Origin of the sequence: Bacillus sp. RC242, assembly GCF_044908245.1 — a bacterium.
Classification (GTDB): Bacteria; Bacillota; Bacilli; order Bacillales; family Bacillaceae_G; genus Bacillus_A; species Bacillus_A mycoides.
The window spans coordinates 419,145-440,528 of sequence record NZ_JBIYCZ010000002.1; the positions used below are offsets into that span (position 1 = coordinate 419,145).

A 21,384-nucleotide genomic window follows, 5' to 3' on the forward strand; every position below is an offset into this window, starting at 1 on the left:
AAAGGCTTCCCGAATATTCTAATGATGCATAAATAACACTAAAATTACTTTTCCTTTTTCATTCCCTCACATAGACGCCTACCATTGTACACATATTGTTTAACATATTAAGCCAACGCAGCTGGCGGCAATAATTGTGGTCCTTCCCCGGTGCGTGCCAATACCCAATCATCGTAATACCACATTTCTGTTTGGCGACGACTCATCATATAATCCCAGCGTACTTCTCGCTCAAATTCAATGATTTGTCCGTCACCACCAATTATCACCCAGTTAAAACTTCCGTTATTATGCATCATCTTTATCCATAGAACAGGAAACTCCACAGTTTGTCCCCCGTCAACATAATGTCTAGTTTGTTTTTCTATACGAAGTAAAGTTAGGCCCTTTGCATATTGTCGATCAACCTTTTCCATTACATCCATCGCTATTTTCTCTGCCTCATCCTTATGAGGTAGTTTATTAGCGTATACTGGCATCATATTCGTGTAACTTAAAAGATGCTTACTCTTTTGAGAAGTAATAGTTGTTATATGAGAGCCACCATAATTCAGTGGTTCTTCTGCTTGATAACGCTGAATTTCAACATTTACACCGTCACGTAGTTCTTCATGCTCATGCACTAATTTTACATACTTCGGAATTGACAATAACATTGAAACTTCCTTACTACAGTTTTGAAAAGCATTTAATTGATTAGCCATTAAGCATCTCTCCCTTTACTCGTTTCGTTTTGAAATAATTCTTTCGGTACTTTCGAAAGAATTGCCGTAATCTCTCCAGCATAATATACATATAATTCATGCATCGCTCGTGTACATGCTACATAAAATAAATTCCGTTCAGATTCTTTACTGTAAATATCACTTGAAGCATCAAATATAATAACAGCGTCGAACTCTATCCCTTTTGCTAAATAAGCAGGAATAATAACAACGCCCTTCTCATAAGTCGTATTTTCTTTCTGCACAAAATGGTAGTCTAATTTATCCCCTATTAACTCCATAGCCTTCATACATTCTTCATTGGTTTTACAAATGATCGCAATTGATTTATGACCTTTCTCTTGCAAATCTCTTGCTTTATCAATGATACTTTCCACACGCTCTTGTTCATCATTCACTTTTATACATAACGGCTTCTTACCATCCCGATTAAAAGCTTCAATTTCTTTCCCGTTCGGAATGATATGTTTTGTAAGTTCAATAATAGGTTTTGCTGAGCGATAACTACGATTTAACTGAATGGTTTCTACTTTGCTATTTGCAAACAACGTTGAAATTATATTTGTTCCTCTATTACTAGCATGAGCGAAAATGTTTTGATTTACATCACCGAGCAACGTCCACTTTGCCTTCGGAAACAGTCGTTTCATAAACGCTAATTGAAATGGTGTATAATCTTGTACTTCATCAACAAATACAAATTTCACAAGATGGTTCGTTTTAAAACCTTCTATTAATTCTTTTAAAAATAAATAAGGAGCTACATCTTCATATGCTAATCGCTTTTCCTCTAAACACTTTACTGTTTGCTTACATATTTCTTCCCAACCATCCGGTGCGAAAACATCTTTCTGGATCGTTTCAAAGAACTGCTGAAATATTGCAGAATGATTTACAAAAGCTAAAGATTTCACCTTTCTTCGCACCGAACGGAAATGCTTTCTCACTACATATTTCGTTAACACTTCATGCTCTTTCTCGTAATAATCAAATTGATTATCCTTCTCTAACTTTTCATACAAACGATTATAATCTTCTTTATTTAAATATTGAATTTCCCGCTCTACCCATTCTTTTTTCGCTTCTTTCTTTTCAAAGCTATTTAATTTTTTACTAATCCATTCCGTTACAAGTTGCATTCGATTCGGTATTGAAATGGCTGTGTTTAGGGAATAAAAATAATCATATATTGCATTTGCATGTATGATTATTTCCCCTTTAAATGTTACATCATGAAATTGCATCCCTTTTTCACCAAGGTTTCTCGCATACTTTTCAATCAGCCCCATAAATTCAATTGATGATTTATATTGAATTCCTTTTAGCCTCGTTTCATACACGTTTTCCTGTTCTTTCGTTAACATGTATTCTAACTGCGAAAAAGGATCTTCTACAGTAAAACTTTTTCCAATCATATGTTCCATGTATGCTTGGATAGTTGTTTGTTGCATATTCTCCTCACCAAGCTCTGGTAAGACGTTAGCAATATAGCTATTGAACAACTCATTCGGAGAAAATAGCAAAATTTGATCCGCGTTTACTGTCCCGCGGTAACGATATAATAAATACGCAACCCGTTGCAGAGCTGCTGAAGTTTTCCCACTTCCAGCCGTCCCTTGCACAATTAGTACATCACTTTTATCGTTTCGAATAATTTTGTTCTGTTCCTTTTGAATTGTCGCTACAATACTTTTCATTTGTTCACTTGCATTTCTTCCTAACGCTTCTTGAAGGAGTTCATCCCCTATCGTTACACCTGTATCGAACATACTTTGAATGTTACCATTTCGGATAATATATTGACGTTTCAAAAGTAAGTCACCTGATATTGTCCCCATTGGCGCTATATACTTTGCACTTCCTAAAGAATAATCGTAATAAAGACTAGAAATAGGTGCGCGCCAATCATATACTAAAAATTCATCTGTCTCTTTATCATAAAAAGAGCCGATACCAATATAGATCTCCTCAGTATCCACCTCTTGTTCTTCTTTAAAATCAATTCTTCCAAAGTACGGTGTATCTTTTATTTTCATTAAAAGATTATATTCATTTTTCGCATGTCGATGGGTATGCTCCCTTTCCGAAAGAATCTCGGCCTCTTGCCTAATACTAGCCGCCGTTTCAACCGCCTCTTTAATATTATCTATATTTACTTTTACATCTTCCCAAAAGTTTTTTCTTATATTTACAATTTCAGACTTCACCGAACCAACTCGGCTGTCCAGCTCATTCAGTTCCTCGTCTACTTTTTCAATGACTACATTTACACGTTGTTGTTCTTCTTTATAATGACTCATATAATCTCCCCTTCTCATTACGTTTCCTGATTGAAAGCCTTATATGATACGAAGTTCTTTACTTTTGAAAAATACCACGCGCAACAATTTCCCATGACTTTTGAAATTCTTCGTTTATCTTCTCTTCTTTCCATCGCTCAGAAAAAGCAGGGTGGCAGAACGGTGAAAGGAGTCCAAAAATCGTATGCGCTAAAAATAAACTGTCTTGTTTTTCAATCTCGTTACGCTCTATCCCTTGATTTATAACCTTCTCCAGTTGTCTAACTAATCTTTCTTCGTGTTTTTGGATAACAGCATTTTTTTGCTGAACTAACGAACTATTCAATGTAAATAGCTCTTCATTTTCCAGTAACTCTTTCTGTTTAAGTTGGAACAAACATAAGAACCACTCTTGTAAAATCACTGCTGTTTCTCCGTCTTTCCCACTAATTTTCTCAAGTTGATCCGAATACTTTAATAACCATCTTTCCAAAATAGCGTCTCGAAGTGCTGCCTTACTACGAAAATAAGAGTATAAAGCTGCATGACTAACATCAAGTGATTTCGCAATACTAACGAGTGTCGTCCTACTCCATCCATATTTAATCAATTCCTTTTCCGCTGCATCCAAAACAACATTTTTCGTCAATGCCTTTTCAGTCATTTCTTTCACCATCCATTTTGTTTATATAATAAAATTATCTTCTGTTATTTCAACAACTTACATTTTTTATTATTTGTAAGTTGTAATCAAAAAAATTCATCTTTCAAGTAGGTTATAAGATTAGCACATCCGCTTACGACTTACAATATTTTATTTTTGTAAGTTGTAAGTAATAAAAACACCGCTTTTGAAATACAAGCGGTGTTTTTATATTTAATTACATAATAAACGATTCATTATCTCTTCAAGTAATATACCCGGCTTTACTACCTCATTTTCCGTACGCCATCCAATAAATCCATCTGGTCTTATTACTACCGCTCCTCCATTTTCTATCCCGTATAGTTTTCTAAAAAAGTTATCTTGATCGATAAAATCACCAGTTAAACCTACCTGATACACTTTTATCTTTACTCCTAATCCAGATGAAACAACATTTGCAGCTTCAGTCCAAGTACTAGGCTCTGCTCCAGTAAGTAACACAAAGTTGCTACCAAATAGATCAAGTATAGAAACTTCTTTTCCTTCATAAGTTCCCCAAAAATGTGGCGCACGCGTTCCCGGGCGTCCGTTCAAATCAACTATATTCATTCTATGCGGTGTGTTACATTCGTCTATAATTGCTTCTGAGCAATACTGATAACCAGCAGTGACAGCTAAACTATCCATATTACTCAAATTACCTTCCTCTCTATTCGCAGCACGAAATAATATACTACTCGCATGGTCCGTCGTTAATTTTGCAACAGGATATCTCTCGTCATGATACGTTTCTAACAATTTTGGATTTGCTTTCCCTTTTATAACAGCCGCTAATTTCCAAGCTAAATTATGTGCATCTTGTATTCCTGTATTTGAACCGAATCCTCCTGTTGGCGGCATAATATGCGCCGAGTCACCAACTAAAAAGATGCGATTGTCCTGAAATTTTACCGCTGTACTTTCACTCGCTTCCCACGGCAAAACACTTACTATTTCTGGCTTAATATCCGTACTTCCAATTGCAGTTTGAATAATTTGTTTACAGCGTTCTATAGAGAAATCCTCTGGTCGCTCCCCTTTTACTGGATCATAAGCTACATGATAAATCCATTTACTTTCGTTATCGACTGGAATAAGCGCACCAATTACTTCTGGATGAAGTATCATAGTAAAACCGAATGCGTCTCCTTTAATAAATTCACTCAAATCCGCTTCAAAATATATGTTCATATAATAACCACCGATTGTACCACGGCCCTCGGTTAAAATACCTAACTGTTCACGTATTTTACTTTTCGCTCCATCTGCTGCAATTACATAATCACAATGAATCATGCTCTCTTCTTTCGTTTTACGATTTCGAATCGTTGCTATTACTCCGTTTCCATTTTGCTCATAAGAAACTAGTTCATGATAAAAAGATAGCTTCCCGCCTAATCTCTGTGCTTCTTGTAATATCATCTCCTCTAAAGTAATTTGATAACAAGCAGTTTGTTTTGATGGGCTAATCTCTTCCACTTTACGAAATAAATTTTCGTTATTTTCATACTGCGCCGCCCTTATTTGTTCCAACTCTTCATTATTTACCTCAGCTATTGTTTGAACTGCAATTCTCCCGTGACAATTCTCTAATGCTTTACCAGCTAATCTAATTCCTTTTTCTAGACCCAGTTCTCGGAATAATTCCATTGTGCGAAATGTAATTCCACCCGCTTTCGGATGAATCGCAGTAGACGGATGCCTTTCAATAAGTACATAATCAATGTTATGTTTCGCAAGAAATAATGCAGACGATAATCCTGATAATCCCCCTCCAACAATTAAAACTGGTACATGTTTCGATTCCATACATTTTCCCTCCACATATATTCTTCTGAGCTCAGTGACATAAATATAATCAAAAAACCAACAAAAATATAGACTTATATTTCATTTTGAATTATCATATAGATAGATTACGCCCCAAATTACTTTTTTCCTTTTATACATCTACAACTATGAAGACTGTGTATGAATAAAAGGAAAAAACAAAAAGAGCCCTCGTTATATGAACTGTATCCCGAATCATGGGCACTTAAAAAAAGCCCCATGATTCGGGTTTTTTGTGTATTTTTATCAAAAAACCTCGTTATACTGGAACCAACGATAGAAATGAGGTACGGAGAATGAATGATGCATTGACTTTAAGTTAATTAGATTGATAAGAAAAAACCTATGCCCATGCATAGGTTTTTTTGTTCATTTCCTTCTATTATAATAGTAGATTAATTACGCAAAATGAGTATCAGTCCAAATTACTTGTGATATCACACTCGTACTGTTTCTTGTCACATCAATATGAAATTGATCTTCTGCCGTAATGTGACAGGTTTGTCTTGCTGCTGCGCTAAAATGTATTTCGTATTTCCCATCAATGTTTACTATCTCTATATCTTTCCACATGGTGTTCTTTTGAAAGCCAGTACCGATTGCCTTTACTGTCGCTTCTTTGATACACCACATAATAGAATAATTGATATAATTTTCTTTTGCCCACAGTACTTCTTGCTTTGTAAATAGCTTTTGAAGTGTTTTTTTATTCTTCCATCTTTCAATTTCTGTAATATCGATGCCTATTCCTTTAATCATTTAAAGCGACTTTCTTGCTTTGATTTGCCGATTTTGCAGTCGCGATATATACACCGATTAATACAAATAACATACCGATTACTTCTTTCCAACTCATGACAGAACCATAGAATACGACAGAAATTAAAGTCGTAACGATTGGTGTAAGGTTCAGATACATGCTCGCTTTGCTCGCCCCGATTTGCTCTACACCTTTATTGAAAATAATATATCCAACGAGCGTACCACATACAACCATATAAAACATTTCTAACCAGCTTTGTGCAGACATACTAGGTACTTTGTCCCAACCCCCTTCATATAAGGAAGAGATTGCTAGGAAAACAGAACCCATAACAGTCATTATTGTCGTAGCAAATAATGGTGAAACGTCTTTCATGACAGCTTTCCCTACTAAACCATATATAACGCCGCATGCTAGAGCTGCTAAAAACAATAAATCCTCAACATTAAATGCTAAGGAAAGTAACATATCAAGAGATCCTTTTGTAATCACGATAATAACACCGACTAAAGATAGTACTAAACTGATTCCGACTTTACTGTTCCATTTTTCATTTAAAAAAAGAATCGAACCTAGTGTAACGAAGATTGGCATGGTTGCAATAATTAATGAACCATTGATAGCGGACGTATAGTGTACACCTAAAAAGAATAAAGCGTTATAGCCGAAAATACCAGTTAACGCAACGAGTAATAGTCCTTTCCATCCTTTCTTGATAGAAGCCATATCCCATTCTGATTTAATTGTTAAATACACCATCAGGATGACACCTGCGATACCGAAACGAAGAGTAGCTGCGACTAATGACGGGATTTCAGTTACAACATGTTCAGCTGTCGAGAAGGAACCGCCCCAAAACAAAGGAACTAGTAGAAGTAAGAAATAAATCTTGTTTGATTGGTTTTGATTTTGCATCTTTGTACCTCCTATTTAGTTAAATGTGTAAGTTTCACGTTTACAGGTTCAAACTTATAAACATGTTATGCAAAAAAATTAATACCCTGCTTCAATCGCAGATACTAATTCTTTCATATAAATAACGAAATTACTGGTTGTCAAAGAATAATATACTTCTTTTCCGTGTTTCTTTGGTCTAACCAATTCTGCTTGCTTTAATATTTTTAAATGATGGGATACTGCAGGTCTAGAAATTGACATTTGTTCTGTTATTTGAGTTACATTTAAACCATCGGTTTTAAGTAAAATCATGATAATTTGTTGCCGATTTACATCGCCCAATGCTTGGAAAATGGGAGTCGTCAAATTGAATTGTTCAAGAATGTTTTCTCTGTTTTTGCATTCGTAATTTTCCATGATTCGCATCCTTTTTAATAAATATATTTATAATGATACCATCAGCGTGGGGTTAATGAGGTAATGTTGCTGATGGTATCCCAACTATTGTAAGTATATCATCTTTTCTAACAATAGTTAGTAAATATAGGAATTAAAATTTGAAAATTTCTTTTGCTTCTATTAATAGGTCCACAACTTTTTGGCATTCTTCAAGGGAGTGGCTACTTGTAACACCAATGCGTAAGCGCCCTTTATTTACTGGTACACCTGGTGAAATGAATGCTGCTGTAAATAGTCCTCTTTCCATTAACCATGATGTGACACTCGCTGTTTTTTTGTCGTCGCCGACTAAAACAGGAACAATTTGACTAACCGTATCTAGTAAATTAAAACCATTCTCTTGTAGTTTTTCGATTAGGTAAGAAGAATTTCTCCATAGGTCTTCTCTTAATTGTACGCCGTGTTCTTCCATATATGTTAAGGATGCAAGAGATGCGGCAGCAACTGCTGGTGTTGAACCTCTTGAACTCGTATATGATGGTGCATAATATCTAATGGCACTTTCGATTTCTTTATTTGTAACAATAAATCCACCAACACTACCTACAGCTTTACTCATTGTTCCCACGACAATATCTACTTGGTCTAAAACACCAAAATGTTCCGCTACACCTAAACCATTGAGCCCTACAACACCAAATGAATGTGCTTCGTCAACCATGACAATTGCGTTATATTCTTTTGCAAGCGCACAGATTTTATCTAACGGAGCATAATCTCCATCTGCGCTGAAGAGGCCATCGACTACGATGATTCTTTTTCCTTTATCCATGCTTTGTTTTAAGATTGATTCAAGTTTCTTTACGTTATTATGAGGGAAAGATCGGATTTGTGCACCTGATAACTGGCTACCCATAAAGATAGAGATATGATTTAATCTGTCATTGATAATAACATCATCTGGACCAGCCATTACCGTTAACACACCGATATTTGCAGTCATTCCTGAAGGGAAGATAATACCAGCTGGCTTATTATATAATTTCGCAAGTTTGTTTTCTAATTCATTATGGATCGTTGTATGACCACAAAAGATTTGTGCGCCATATGTATTTGTACCGAAATTCTGAATGGCTTCGATGGATTTTTGTTTTAAGTAATCATTTTGTGACAAACCAAGATAATCGCATGAACCAAACATTAACATTTTACCGTTTTCTTTTGTCGTAATGTAGTTGTCAGTTGTGGATTCAACTGTTGGGAAGAACGGATAAACGCCTTCTTTCTTCCATTCTTCGAATTTCTCTACATCAAATCGTGTACGCGTATCAACTGTAGTCGTCATCTTATTAACTCCTTCTACGAATCATAATTTTCTTGCACATTGACTTTTATTTTAAAATCTGATTATTAGTTCAAATAAATTATAATAAGTTTAAACTTCTAAACTTGTAAACATGTATAAACTGCTTTAACTAATTCGTTAACAGTGGGCTTTGATTCTTTAGGGTTTAAGTGGTCTTCTACTTCCAGCTCTTGATCAAATTCGTCTTGTAGTACAATCATAATTTCTGCAAACAATAATGAATCCACATCTAAATCTTGTAAAGTTGCATCTAATGATACTTTATCTACTGAAGCTTCTTCCTTGATTACATTCGTGATTACTTCCTGCACTTGTTCATAAGTAAATTTTGTTCCTGTTACGTTTGTCATAACGCACAACCTTTCCATATTTTGTATTTCCCATTCTACAATTAGAAGTTTATTCCAAAAATTGAGAAATGCAAATAAGTTTTTCTAAATTTTTTTTATTTTTAGAAATCTTAATATATTTCTACTTCTAAACACAGACAAAATCGTTGGTGCATTCGAATTGAATATACTCTTGTTTTTGCAGCAACTTCTCATGTATTTGCTTTAATTCTGGCGCATACGAACTGTCTATTAACATAAAAAGTTCTGTTAAATGAATCATGATCTCGATATCTGATAAGATCGTTTGCAGCTCTTTCTCAACCTGCTCCTTTTTTCCACAGCCTTCTAGTTTAATAAACTCGTATGTACAAAATTGCAATTTCTCGTTTAGGTTCTGTATAAAACACTTGGTTTTTGCATCCATCATTCTCACCCCGCCTTCTAATACGCATGAGAATTCATAAGATTATATTCAAATATCAGGAATTACGTGTATAATTCTAACACAAAAAAACTAAAACACGTTACATATAATAACAATATTATCCACAAATTTACAACTTTTTCTTTACTTTGTAATATTTTTGTATTTCTCTTGTAAGCAGAAGCGGAGTATAGACTTTCTTACGTAAGGTAACAGGTCATGGTTTCTGTTATGGATAAATCGCCACAAAATTTTTTCAGAAAATGAGGGTAAAAGAAAATCAACAAGGAAAAGGTCCTAGCCAAATCTTTTTAGAGAATGGGTTTGACTTAGCTGTGATTGGTGAGAAGAAACCAAAACAATGCTTGAAACGTTGGCGAAGAACCTTTGAACGATTTGGTGAGGAAGGCTTTTATACAGAACACCGTGGGAAAGGAAGTACGGGACGCCCTTCGGAAAAACCCCTCTCTTCTGATGAAAAATTAAAGAAAGCGGAAGCACGTATTGCGTTTTTAGAAGCGGAATTGACATTCCGAAAAAGTTAGACGAACTCGAAAGGCAGGCGTTACAGAAGAAGCGTTAACACCACGAGAAACATACACAATGATTGAATAAACCATACGTCGATTCCAATTCCCACGTATGGTGCGTTACCTTTGCACACTCGCTGGGGAGCGTGGCTTCATCAGACAGATAAACAGCTGGAAAAAGAACGCAATGATGAAACAGATTATGAATGGATATCGTCTATCAAACATTAGATAACTTGAAAGAGAGATTAGGAGGAGTCATTCATCCTGAAGCGCTTCTACATTCAGACCAAGGTATTCATTATACACACCCTGAATTGCAAAAACGTGTAAGAGAAATGGAATCAGACAATCTATATCCCGTAGGGGCAATTGTTTAGACAATGCACCAATGGAACCCTTTTTTGGTCATATGAAAGATGAATTAGATTATAAAGATTGTCAAACCTTTGAATCCCTTGAGCTCAACATAAAGGATTATATGGAGGAGTATAATTATAATCGTTATCAGTGGACATAAAAAAAGATGGCTCCGATCGAATATCGGAACCACCTTTTAAGTGCTTGATTTTTCAGGGCTTTTTTATTAAACTGTCCATTTTATAGGGTATAGTTCAATATAACGAAGGCTCTTTTTGTTTTTATGACAGTTAAATGGACACAATGTAATGAAGTCCTTACAATAGATTTCAAGGGGATCTTTCAAAATAAACGTATAATATTTTTAATTAACCTCACACAGAATACATATAAGTACAAGAGAATAATTAAAAAACAATTACAATTCAAATTTCTAAAATACACAAAAAGGAGGAGATACGATGACTAATAAAAACGAAACTGGTTGGAATTTAGAGAGTAGTTATACTGACCTGCCCAAATCATTTTTCACCGAAATCCCCCCAACTCCTGTACACTCACCGGAGTTAATTAAACTAAATAATTCTTTAGCAATATCTCTTGGCTTTACTCCTGAGGAATTAAAAAAAGAAACCGAAGTTGCCATTTTAGCTGGTAACGCAATCCCAGAAGGAGCTCATCCACTAGCTCAGGCGTATGCTGGGCACCAATTTGGTCATTTCAACATGTTAGGAGATGGTCGTGCCCTTTTAATTGGGGAACAAATTACTCCTTCAGGCGAACGGTTTGATATTCAATTGAAAGGTTCCGGTCCAACTCCATATTCGCGCCGTGGTGATGGCCGCGCTGCACTCGGTCCGATGCTACGTGAGTATATTATTAGTGAAGCGATGTACGCGCTTGATATTCCAACTACTCGCAGTTTAGCAGTAGTCTCAACTGGCGAACCAATCTATCGCGAAACGAAGTTACCTGGAGCTATTTTAACTAGAGTTGCAAGCAGTCATATACGCGTTGGAACATTCCAATACGCCGCAGCTCGAGGCTCAATCGAAGATTTCAAAGCTTTAGCTGATTATACGATAAAAAGACATTATCCAGAAGTTGAATCTACTGAAAATCCATATGTCGCACTACTACAAGAAGTCATTAAGAGACAAGCAAGCCTTATCGCAAAATGGCAACTCGTTGGCTTCATTCACGGCGTAATGAACACTGACAATATAACGATTAGCGGTGAAACGATTGATTACGGTCCGTGTGCCTTTATGGATAGTTATAATCAAGAAACAGTATTTAGCTCTATTGACACACAAGGCCGTTATGCATACGGAAATCAACCATATATGGCTGCATGGGACCTTGCACGATTAGCTGAATCTTTAATGCCGATTCTACACGAAGATGAAGAAGAAGCACTAAAGATTGCACAAGATGAAATTTCAAAGTTCAGCGTGCAGTACGAAAACAATTGGTTCCTCGGAATGAAGAAGAAATTAGGACTATTTAGCAATGAAGAACATGATCAATCACTTATTGAGAAACTTTTAAAAGCGATGGAAAAATATAAAGCAGATTATACAAATACATTCCGTGCATTAACTGACAATACATTAGAAAATGCACCTTTATTTGAAAGTCCTGAATTTAAAGAATGGTACGAGCTATGGCAATCTCGGTTAGAAAGACAAAAAGAATCACAAGATGATGCCTACAAGTTGATGAAAAATAACAACCCAGTAATCATCCCCAGGAACCACAGAGTAGAAGAAGCACTAGAAGCAGCTGTTAAAGATGGAGACTATAGCGTAATGGAGAAACTTCTTCAAGCTTTAGCAAATCCTTATGAATATTCTCAAGAACAAGCGGATTACTGCACGCCTCCTGTGCCGTCTAATCGTCCTTATCGTACTTTTTGCGGGACGTGATTGTGTAATACTTTTTTAAAAGGTGTGTTCATACAAATTGTGTGAACGCACCTTTTTATACATTTCCCTTTCAAAAAAGCGGACTGAAGCACCCTTTAGCTATCCTTACTAAATTCCACTCCCTCCTTCCTTAAACTAAATATCAAAACTATCTTTATTCCAATTTGTTTAATAGTAAATCTACTAAATAAATGTTGAGAAATATAAAACATCATTTCTAAATATTGTTATTTTTGATACTATATTTTATAAGAATATTCAAAAAGTGAGGGGATTTCATGAACGTTCAACTACAAGGTAATGAACAAATTACGAAATTATTTAATGATTGGTATTTAGCTATGCTAAAGCAAGATGTTTCACAGGCAACGAATTTAAAGCATGAAATTGAGGAAAAGGAACTAAACTTTGAAGAAGATGAAAACTTAGCATTATATCATTCATTACTAGACTTTCGATTTAAAGTTTTAGCAGATAGTTTAAGCATTTCAAAAGATAGTTTTGATAAAATAGATTCTTACGTAATCTCATCTAATCACCCACTGTCTTACTACTATCATTTCTTTAAAGGCATTTATGCAACTTTAACCACAGACTATAACTTAGCTAGCGAGCATTATGAACAGGCTAAATTATTATTAGTAAATAACACTGATAATCTAGAGCAGGCTGAATTTTATTATCGAATGGCTATTTTCCATTATCACTTTTACCAACCAATTGAATCTATTGAATATGCGACAAAGGCTAAAGAGATTTTCAATAAACAAGCTGGCTACGAAGTTAAAGTTGGATTATGTAAAAATACATTAGGTGCCTCATTTGTATATTTAAAACAATATGAACAAGCAGAAGAGCAATATAATTCAGCAATACACCTTTTACAAAAATCCGATGAAAAAGAATTAATTTTAAGTGTACGTAATAATTTGGGTTGGTTATATGCCAGTCAAAACCTCTCCACACTCGCAATACGTCACCTATCAGAAGTAACTGAAAAGAGGCCTACACATTTCAAAGCTCTCTTCTTACAAGCAAGAGAACACTCTAAACTAGATGAAACAAGTATTGCTGAGGGGTTAATCCAAAAAGGATTAAAAATTTGTATGGAATTAAATAATGAAGAATATATATATCATTTTAAAATTCTAAACGAAATAAATAATAATGTTCCTTCTGAAGAATTAGAAACAATTATTCTTAAAGGAATTACGTATTTCGACAAAGAATTATTATATAACTACACTCAAGAATACTCAGAAAAATTAGCTGTTAAATTTTATGGTGAAAATAACCACATTAAGGCAAGCGAATATTTTCATAAGGCGTTACAGGCAAAAGAAAAAACATTTGAGAAAGGGGCATTGAAATGATTAAAAAAATTGGCTCTGTTTTTTTAGGACTATCTGTTTTCGGTATTTTAGCTACTGGTATTCATAGTTCAATTACATACCAAGCGGGTCATGCTGATCTTCCTGCACCACAAAGACCTGACTTTGTTCAATCTGTTAACGTAAGTAAAGACTACAACTCAACAACAGCTGTAAAAGCGCTTTAAAAACGAAAGACCTTCCATTAAGAAGGTCTTTTTTAAATGCACTTATTTAGTTAATGTAATCGAATATTTCTTCATACAGGGCTTTCCATATGCCTCCGACGGGATTCGAACCCGCACTCCTTTCGTAAGCATAGGCTGAGGGGAACACGCTTCCCTACGGAATTTCACCGACAGGAATTCCGCCTGTCTCAGCTTATTTGCTTTTCGGTGCTTCTGAAACCTTCGCCTTGCGACCCGGTGCGACATGTTTTCCGGCGCTCTTCCCTTCTAGAGCTACGGAGGCATTTTCTTTTAAGTAAAAATATATTTTCTACAAAATTAGTAAATTACCTTCATTTCACAGAACTTATTTTGTTCCTTTCATCAACTCCGCAATCTCTCTACTCCCCTCACTACCAACTTTCTCAAGTTTTTCAATAACTAAATTCCGCCTCTCCACAGAATGATTTTGACTTAACTTCGCCTTTCCTTCTATTTTATTTATCTTTACTTTGAACCCAACTATCCCTTTACTTAATCCTGCCATATAATTCGAATCTACTTCATTTAGCGAGTAGGTACTCTGTGGGTCTTCATATTTATGTACTAAATCTTGAAGAGAATTTAATAATTCCTGTTCATCCTCAACAACTTCTAACTCTCCATATACATGTACTGCAACATAGTTCCACGTTGGTACAGCTTTGTTTGTTTCATACCACGACGGCGATATGTAACTGTGTGGTCCTTGGAATATTGCTAATACTTCTTGATTCTCAATATCTTTCCACTGTTCATTCGGACGTGCGAAATGGCCATGTAAAGTTAGAGTCTCCCTATTTAATAACAACGGTAAGTGCGTTGCATATGGTTCCCCGTTATGTTGAGAAAATAAAGTTGCAAAGCTATTTTGTTCAATCATTTCGTACTTCGTCTCTTCATCTTTTATAGTGAAATGTTTTGGTATGTACATAAGCTCCCTCTTTTCTTATCTTCTTATTTCCCATTATATTTACGAGATTTATTATTTGGCAGGGGCAGATTGTAATTGTTTTATAAGGTCAGTTCATATAGTAAAACCTCTTCTTCAAAAATAATAGGTGGCATTATATGATTTCTGCCACCTTAGTCTATTTTCGTATTGATACAAACTCTTCTATTCAACGATCCTTCATAGCTTTTTCTAATACATATTCAATGAATTCCGTTTTACCTAAGCTATAACCTCTGAATATGCGTATCCTTAAAATCAGTTTCATACTTCAATCCATACCCAAGCATTCGATCCATTCCAATATGTGCTGTCCATATTAAACCAACCATTAAAATTGTATCCATCTTTACATAGACCCCTATTAAAACAAGTAATATTGATATGATATATGTGTGAAATAGATTATAAATTTGTGCACCAACACGTTTGTTAATAGCGTACGCCACCATTGCTAAATCAGGTGCAAAAAGTAATACGATAAATAATAACCAACTAAATCCACATAATGCATATATATAAATCGCAGCTAATAAGACGACCAATCCTTCAAAGTGTATAATTCGTTTCTCCAAAATTCATCATTCCTTATCTGTTAGCTTGAAAATTTTATTCGGATTTAAAATATTTTGCGGATCAAGAGCTTTCTTTATTTTCTCCATTACCAATAATGCCGCACCATGTTCTTCTTCTTGATACTTCTGCTTTCCTATTCCAACGCCATGCTCTCCTGTACAAGTTCCGCCACGCTTAAGAGCATACAGTACAATACTTTCATTTATTTCATCCGCTTTTTTCACTTCATCTTTATCATTTGGATCAATCATTAAGAGCACGTGAAAATTCCCGTCTCCTACATGGCCAAGAATACCACCAACAAGGCCCACCTTATCTAACGTCTCTTTCGCATTTTGAATCGCGCCAGCTAACTCTGAAATTGGCACACATACATCTGTACTCATTAGCTTTTTGCCAGGGTAACTATGAACGTAAGAATAAGCTAAGTTATGTCTTGCATCCCATAATTTATTTCTTGCCGCAGTTTCAGTTTCAAAAGCAACTTCTTTACATTTATGATCAAAAACAATTTCCTTCGTAAACTCGATATCTTGCGTTAGCCCTGCTTCATTTCCGTGAAACTCTAAAAACAGTGTTGGTTCTTCTCTGTAATTTGTTTCATTGTAATGATTTACTTGTTTCATAGATAATTCATCAACAAGTTCTATTCTCGCAATTGGAATACCAGCTTGTAGTATATTAATAACAGCTTCTACTGCATCATTTATAGTTGGAAACGATGCTCTCGCAGCCATAACATGTTCTGGTATGCCGTATACTTTTAATGTTAGCTCTGTAAAGCATCCAAGCGTACCCTCTGATCCTACGAAAATACCATTTAAATGATAACCTGATGATGACTTCGCCGCTAAATTGCCAGTATGTATCACTTGCCCATCAGCAAGCACCACTTCTAAATCACGAACTTGATCACGCATTACGCCATACTTAACCGCTGTCGTTCCGCTCGCATTCGTAGCAGCCATGCCTCCTAACGTTGCATCTGCACCTGGATCTACACTAAAAAACAAACCGTACTTTTTCAATTCTTTATTGAGCTGAGAACGAGTCACTCCTGGTTGTACTTTCACAAGAAAATCTTTCTCTCTTATTTCAAGTATTTTGTTCATTAATGAAAAATCAACTGTAATCCCCTTTTCATAAGGAATTATATGACCTTCTAAACTAGAACCTACTCCAAATGGAATGACAGGTTTTTTATGCTCACTCGCTACTTTCATTATTGCTCTAACCTCTTCCATCGTTTTTGGAAAAACAACTACATCAGGTAAACTACTAGTATGGTAAGATTCATCTTTACTATGTAACTCTCTTACTGTCTTATTAACCACTACTTGCTCTTCAGGAAGTACATCCTTTAATTCATTTACTAAACGTTCAATTGTTATTTCCATTACGTACTCTCCTTTTATATTATTTACGCCACATTAATTATACCATTTTTATACAAAATAATCAGAATAGTGAGATTCCTATAATTTTATATATAAAAAAGAACTTGCAGTATTCCCTACAAGTTCTTTTTTATAAAACTATATTTTAGACGATTTCTTCAACAGAATCATAAACCAAACTAAAGTAAATGCCATCATAGAATGAGAGAACCCTACAATATAAGTTAACCCTTTAAAGTCCGCTCCATTTAGTTGAAGAATTCCTCTCGCTGCTAGCGAACCTAACATTAAAGTTAATGCGATATTATGTAAAATAAACCAGTTATTAAATCCTTTCACTTCATGAAACGCGAATACTTTCGCTAATCCTAAAGCAATTAAAAAGAAGAAAAAGCCAAGTACTAACGTATGCGTATGCAAAAGATTTAATAAAGTAGATCCTAAAATCCCTTTATATTTTCCATACTCCCTAGCAAATATTCCTGACAATAAACCGATAATCAAATAAGTAAACGATGCATTATATAATTTCTTCATTATGTACCTCCTTAAGTAGAATGTGTAGTGCGTCATATTTAGTAATAATGATAGTTATATAGTAAAAACTCCTAGTTACCTAGGAGTCATTGTATAAGTATCTCACTCTTTACAATCAATTCTAATTATAAAATATCCTTTTATACAAAACAAACGAACTTTATGTGAACAAGCAGGGCTCTATTAAAATATGTTGCATTTTTGTATTTCGCAATCCATACTAATTGTTATAACTATTAAAGGTGGTGCAATAGATTGATAGTTCTTGAAACTGAAAGACTCACTCTTCGCTGGCTCGATGTAAAAGATGCTCCGTTTATTCTTGAATTAGTAAATGATCCTGCATGGATTCAATTTATTGGTGATAAAGGTATTAAAAACTTAAAAGATGCAAAAAAATACATCTTAAATGGACCCGTCGATATGTATAATAAAATGGGCTTTGGTCTTTACTTAGTTGAACAAAAAGAAAATCTCACACCAATTGGTATGTGCGGCCTTATTAAAAGAGATTCATTAGAAGATGTTGATATCGGCTTTGCCTTTTTAGAAAAATTCCGTTCGAAAGGATACGGCTATGAATCAGCTTCTGCTGTAATAGAATACGGTGTACAGAAGCTAAGAATGAAACGAATTGTAGCAATTACTTCTATAGATAATGCTGCTTCAGGTACGCTGTTAGAAAAAGTAGGATTGCGATTCGAAAAAATAATTTCAGACTCAGGAGAAGATCTAAAATTATTCGGGTATAACGCATAACAAAAAAGGATCACCATGAATGGCGACCCTTTTTTTCACTTCACTTCTACCGTATAATTCCCTGTTCCACCACCATACTGGTATACATGTAAATAGTACTTCCCTGGATACGTATAGTAACTACCTACTAATTTATTTCCTTGTTGCTGTGCATACGTAACATAATTATTTAAATCTGCTTCTGAATAAAGAACCCAGTTTACTCCGATATTATTTTCCTTCGTTACATTAATTTGAAGGTTTTTCGCAGTTTCTATATTTATTTCAAAGTAATCACTCGTATCACCGTTTCCTAAACTAGCACGTAAAACTTGATTTAACTGCAGTTTATTTGCCGTTTGGAATGAATTATTTGGCTCTTTTTCTACACTGTTATCTTCTTTCTTTTGAACCGTTACACTTGTTGTAGCAGTATTAGTTAATCCTTTATCGTCTGTTACTGTTAATTTCGCCGTATACGTTCCTTCTTTTGTATATACGTGAGTTGGATTTTGCTCATTACTTACCGCACCATCACCGAACTCCCAGTTATAAGAAGCAATTTTCCCATCTTCATCTTTTGATCCATCGCTTTTAAACGAGATTGCTTCATTCGTATGTCCGCTATACGGACCATTTATAACCGCGACCGGCGCTTTATTCACAGCACCTTCTTCTGTATTAATACCGTGGAACACAACATCATATTCAAATTGCCCTGATGCATTTACACGGTAATTCACGAAGTAAGCTGTTACTGTTTTATAGCCTGTCCATTCTTTTGCACTTAAACGTTTTAACGTATCATTAACGTTTTGCGTAATTGTTTTCCAGTCTTCATATTCTCCTTTTGCAGAAGTTCCTGTATATGTTCCTTGCAGTGTAAATGTATTAAAGAATTGTGATTTATTTTTCTTTACTGATACATTACTTAATTTTGCTTCCGCTGTAATTTCTGCGGCAATATCTGAAACTGGTTTCGGTGCATGAGTTGCTAAATAATCATCTGACACTAACGGAACATTATATTTCTCACGGTTGTCTACTAACATTTGCATATAGTCTTGATACTCTTTATTTAAATTCGCATCTTTACTTAAAGCAGAGCGATATGCATCATATGCTGTTACATCATTTTTCCTAATAAGATCATGAACTTTATCAAACATATCGTATCTCTTATTGTACATATACGATTGTAAAGCAAAGGAATAATTATAGAAATCCCACGTTCCATACTTTGCATTTAACGTTCGCTCTGCCGTATAACGTTCTGCTGGATTCGAAGATAGTCCTCCTATAATACTCTTTCTTGGAACGACGTTGTCCGTTCTCGTTGCACCTGCAAAAAACTCAGCATTCCCTTCTTCAAACCAAGATAATCTCTCATTCTCATACATCTTACCTTGCCCCCAAAGTCCTGGCACTTCATATCTACCTTGTAAATAATGCGTGAATTCATGTCGGAACAATTCTTCTAAACTATAAATACTTTCTTCTGGCGTACGTTCATAAGTAAAGAACGTACCTGTTCCTTCTATATAAAGACCGCCGTTATTCGTTTCATACCCGTACAATTGACGATTAAATTGATATTCAGCCGGGCTATTATAAATAACCATCGTTAATACATCATCTGGATTTCCTTTTTCTAACGGTTGGTCACTTTCAACCGTACGATGGAATTGTGCCTTCACTTCTTTTGCTGCCCAATATAAACGTTTAACTTTCTCCTCAGTCACTTTATCTCCCGCTTTTAAAACAATTGCACCATCATCAAACGTATACGTTTTCGGCAAATACTTTTTCTTCCCATCTTCTCGTATTTGATCTAAATTAACAACGTTACCGTTTGCATCTTTCCCGCCATAATTCGTCGTAATTTGCTCAGCTGCTACGAAATATTGCTCACCTAAATAAGGATAGATTTTCATCGCATCTGTTACAACTTGTAATCCTTTTGTCCCTGTACTATGGAATGTGCCGAGTCTACCTGTATAATAAATGCCATTATTAATAAGCCATCCGTTTTTATCTGTAATCGTTCCCATTAACGCGAATCTACTTAATTCATTAATATAGCTATCTATTTTTTGGTACCATACTGTATCTTTCGGTGCTTTTCTCGTATCGTACAAATACGATTGAATATCGTAATCAACACCTTGCATAATATCGTAAATCGCATTTCCAGCTGAAAGATTATCTACCAATGTAGAAAAATTATCATTATATTGCTTAAAAATCTTTGCAGCCGATGTTACCGTTTCCACATCACTCGAAGCATTTCCTATTAATTTCCCATATGATGATACAACTTTATTTTGTTCTAACGTACCGAGTTTGAAATTTGGATTGTTCGCAATCGTTTTTAATGCAGGTAAGCACTTGTCATGATAGCTACGTTCATTTAGTTTACTTAATTCTGTATTATAAAACCCTAAATAAAACCCTGATCGCAAAACTTCCACTAATGTCTCAATCCCTTTTGAATCGTCTTGCGTATAAGCCTGTCCTTGCTGCTTCAATTTATCAATAATTGCCTGCATCCTACTATCATTTTGATAGAATGCAAGACTATCCTTATTAAACTGAAATAGCCCCGTAATTTGCTCCCAATCGATTGTTACAAGTAAATCTACTAATTGTTGATTGCTTAATTGATTTAATTCAGCAATTGTATAAGTTTTGGCTACAGCTAATTGCTTACTTTCCTTTTTTACTTCCGGTGGCCTTTGCGATAAATCAGCAAATTGTAGCCTTTTCTCAAAAGACTTGCTTTCTAATACTTTCGATGAATGAGCTAATTCTTCCACGGGCAGTTGTACACCAACCGGCTCCATTTTTAGCACATTTCGATATGAAACTTGCTCTCCCTTAGTATCTTCCGCCAATATGCTTCCTTGAAAACTCCCTAACATTAAACTAGCAAAACTTACCCCTACTAAAACTTTTTTTGAATAGCCTTTCATGTTCTCCCCTACCTTACATTTTTTAGTGTCCCACTCCATTATTTTACTATTCTGACTATTTATTCTGTATTGAGAAAAAAGAAGGGAACGTTCACACATGTATCCATCCAAAGTGAAA

Annotated in this window: 22 protein-coding genes; 7 read left to right on the forward strand and 15 right to left on the reverse strand. The window is 35.1% G+C overall.

Annotated elements, in window-relative coordinates; translation table 11 throughout:
* Positions 1 to 107 precede the first annotated feature (107 nt).
* From ABH957_RS05895 to ABH957_RS05940, 10 genes are all read right to left on the reverse strand, one after another.
* Entirely contained in the window at positions 108 to 704 is a 597-nt protein-coding gene (locus ABH957_RS05895) for a hypothetical protein (protein WP_404510755.1), read from the reverse strand.
* The gene (helD, locus tag ABH957_RS05900; RefSeq protein ID WP_404510757.1) at positions 704 to 3,025 is read right to left on the reverse strand and encodes an RNA polymerase recycling motor HelD; all 2,322 of its coding nucleotides are present in this window, start codon (positions 3,023 to 3,025) and stop codon (positions 704 to 706) included. The genes ABH957_RS05895 and helD overlap by 1 nt, the downstream gene beginning before the upstream one ends.
* 58 nt (positions 3,026 to 3,083) lie before the next feature.
* Entirely contained in the window at positions 3,084 to 3,668 is a 585-nt protein-coding gene (locus ABH957_RS05905; RefSeq protein ID WP_404510826.1) for a TetR/AcrR family transcriptional regulator, read from the reverse strand.
* Between the two features lie 213 nt (positions 3,669 to 3,881).
* Positions 3,882 to 5,498 carry an FAD-dependent oxidoreductase gene (locus ABH957_RS05910; RefSeq protein WP_404492692.1) on the reverse strand — a complete coding sequence of 539 codons (1,617 nt, stop codon included), beginning with the start codon at positions 5,496 to 5,498 and terminating at the stop codon, positions 3,882 to 3,884.
* 420 nt (positions 5,499 to 5,918) lie between these two features.
* On the reverse strand, positions 5,919 to 6,278 hold the full coding sequence (locus tag ABH957_RS05915; protein ID WP_269481920.1) for a holo-ACP synthase: 360 nt from the start codon (positions 6,276 to 6,278) through the stop codon (positions 5,919 to 5,921).
* Positions 6,271 to 7,197: a DMT family transporter gene (locus ABH957_RS05920; RefSeq protein ID WP_404510759.1), complete on the reverse strand. Its 927-nt coding sequence runs from the start codon at positions 7,195 to 7,197 to the stop codon at positions 6,271 to 6,273. Before ABH957_RS05920 ends, ABH957_RS05915 begins: the two co-directional genes overlap by 8 nt.
* 78 nt (positions 7,198 to 7,275) lie before the next feature.
* Positions 7,276 to 7,596 carry an ArsR/SmtB family transcription factor gene (locus ABH957_RS05925; RefSeq protein ID WP_000432919.1) on the reverse strand — a complete coding sequence of 107 codons (321 nt, stop codon included), beginning with the start codon at positions 7,594 to 7,596 and terminating at the stop codon, positions 7,276 to 7,278.
* A 133-nt stretch (positions 7,597 to 7,729) separates the two neighbouring features.
* Positions 7,730 to 8,923 (reverse strand): aminotransferase class I/II-fold pyridoxal phosphate-dependent enzyme, encoded by a 1,194-nt coding sequence (locus tag ABH957_RS05930; protein WP_404492690.1) that lies wholly within the window; start codon positions 8,921 to 8,923, stop codon positions 7,730 to 7,732.
* 98 nt (positions 8,924 to 9,021) lie between these two features.
* Positions 9,022 to 9,294 carry an acyl carrier protein gene (locus tag ABH957_RS05935; RefSeq protein ID WP_269481917.1) on the reverse strand — a complete coding sequence of 91 codons (273 nt, stop codon included), beginning with the start codon at positions 9,292 to 9,294 and terminating at the stop codon, positions 9,022 to 9,024.
* Positions 9,295 to 9,421: 127 nt separating this feature from the next.
* The gene (locus ABH957_RS05940) at positions 9,422 to 9,703 is read right to left on the reverse strand and encodes a hypothetical protein (protein ID WP_269481916.1); all 282 of its coding nucleotides are present in this window, start codon (positions 9,701 to 9,703) and stop codon (positions 9,422 to 9,424) included.
* Between the two features lie 260 nt (positions 9,704 to 9,963).
* Between ABH957_RS05940 and ABH957_RS05945 the strand changes: the two genes are divergently transcribed.
* From ABH957_RS05945 to ABH957_RS05970, 6 genes are all read left to right on the forward strand, one after another.
* On the forward strand, positions 9,964 to 10,245 hold the full coding sequence (locus ABH957_RS05945; protein ID WP_269481915.1) for a hypothetical protein: 282 nt from the start codon (positions 9,964 to 9,966) through the stop codon (positions 10,243 to 10,245).
* 191 nt (positions 10,246 to 10,436) lie between these two features.
* Positions 10,437 to 10,610: a hypothetical protein gene (locus ABH957_RS05950; RefSeq protein WP_404510761.1), complete on the forward strand. Its 174-nt coding sequence runs from the start codon at positions 10,437 to 10,439 to the stop codon at positions 10,608 to 10,610.
* 11 nt (positions 10,611 to 10,621) lie between these two features.
* A complete protein-coding gene (locus ABH957_RS05955; RefSeq protein ID WP_404492688.1) occupies positions 10,622 to 10,750 on the forward strand; it encodes an IS3 family transposase in 129 nt (42 codons plus the stop codon).
* A 301-nt stretch (positions 10,751 to 11,051) separates the two neighbouring features.
* Complete coding sequence (locus ABH957_RS05960; protein ID WP_404510763.1) at positions 11,052 to 12,518, forward strand: protein adenylyltransferase SelO; 1,467 nt, start codon at positions 11,052 to 11,054, stop codon at positions 12,516 to 12,518.
* A gap of 278 nt (positions 12,519 to 12,796) precedes the next feature.
* On the forward strand, positions 12,797 to 13,891 hold the full coding sequence (locus ABH957_RS05965; RefSeq protein WP_113936043.1) for a response regulator aspartate phosphatase: 1,095 nt from the start codon (positions 12,797 to 12,799) through the stop codon (positions 13,889 to 13,891).
* On the forward strand, positions 13,888 to 14,076 hold the full coding sequence (locus tag ABH957_RS05970) for a Phr family secreted Rap phosphatase inhibitor (RefSeq protein WP_404510765.1): 189 nt from the start codon (positions 13,888 to 13,890) through the stop codon (positions 14,074 to 14,076). The genes ABH957_RS05965 and ABH957_RS05970 overlap by 4 nt, the downstream gene beginning before the upstream one ends.
* 346 nt (positions 14,077 to 14,422) lie before the next feature.
* On the opposite strand, the gene ABH957_RS05975 is transcribed toward ABH957_RS05970, so the two are convergent.
* The 4 genes from ABH957_RS05975 to ABH957_RS05990 form a co-directional block, all read right to left on the reverse strand.
* A complete protein-coding gene (locus ABH957_RS05975; protein ID WP_113936044.1) occupies positions 14,423 to 15,028 on the reverse strand; it encodes an FMN-binding negative transcriptional regulator in 606 nt (201 codons plus the stop codon).
* A gap of 245 nt (positions 15,029 to 15,273) precedes the next feature.
* A complete protein-coding gene (locus tag ABH957_RS05980; protein ID WP_113936045.1) occupies positions 15,274 to 15,621 on the reverse strand; it encodes a DUF4260 domain-containing protein in 348 nt (115 codons plus the stop codon).
* Positions 15,622 to 15,627: 6 nt separating this feature from the next.
* Positions 15,628 to 17,019 (reverse strand): FAD-binding oxidoreductase, encoded by a 1,392-nt coding sequence (locus ABH957_RS05985; RefSeq protein WP_113936046.1) that lies wholly within the window; start codon positions 17,017 to 17,019, stop codon positions 15,628 to 15,630.
* 138 nt (positions 17,020 to 17,157) lie between these two features.
* A complete protein-coding gene (locus ABH957_RS05990; RefSeq protein ID WP_404510767.1) occupies positions 17,158 to 17,556 on the reverse strand; it encodes a DUF2871 family protein in 399 nt (132 codons plus the stop codon).
* Positions 17,557 to 17,811: 255 nt separating this feature from the next.
* Between ABH957_RS05990 and ABH957_RS05995 the strand changes: the two genes are divergently transcribed.
* Positions 17,812 to 18,315, forward strand: a complete 504-nt coding sequence (locus ABH957_RS05995; protein ID WP_113936047.1) for a GNAT family N-acetyltransferase — start codon at positions 17,812 to 17,814, stop codon at positions 18,313 to 18,315.
* A gap of 35 nt (positions 18,316 to 18,350) precedes the next feature.
* Here the strand turns inward: ABH957_RS05995 and colA are convergent, their stop codons facing one another.
* Positions 18,351 to 21,266 (reverse strand): collagenase ColA, encoded by a 2,916-nt coding sequence (colA, locus tag ABH957_RS06000; protein WP_404510769.1) that lies wholly within the window; start codon positions 21,264 to 21,266, stop codon positions 18,351 to 18,353.
* Positions 21,267 to 21,384 lie beyond the last annotated feature (118 nt).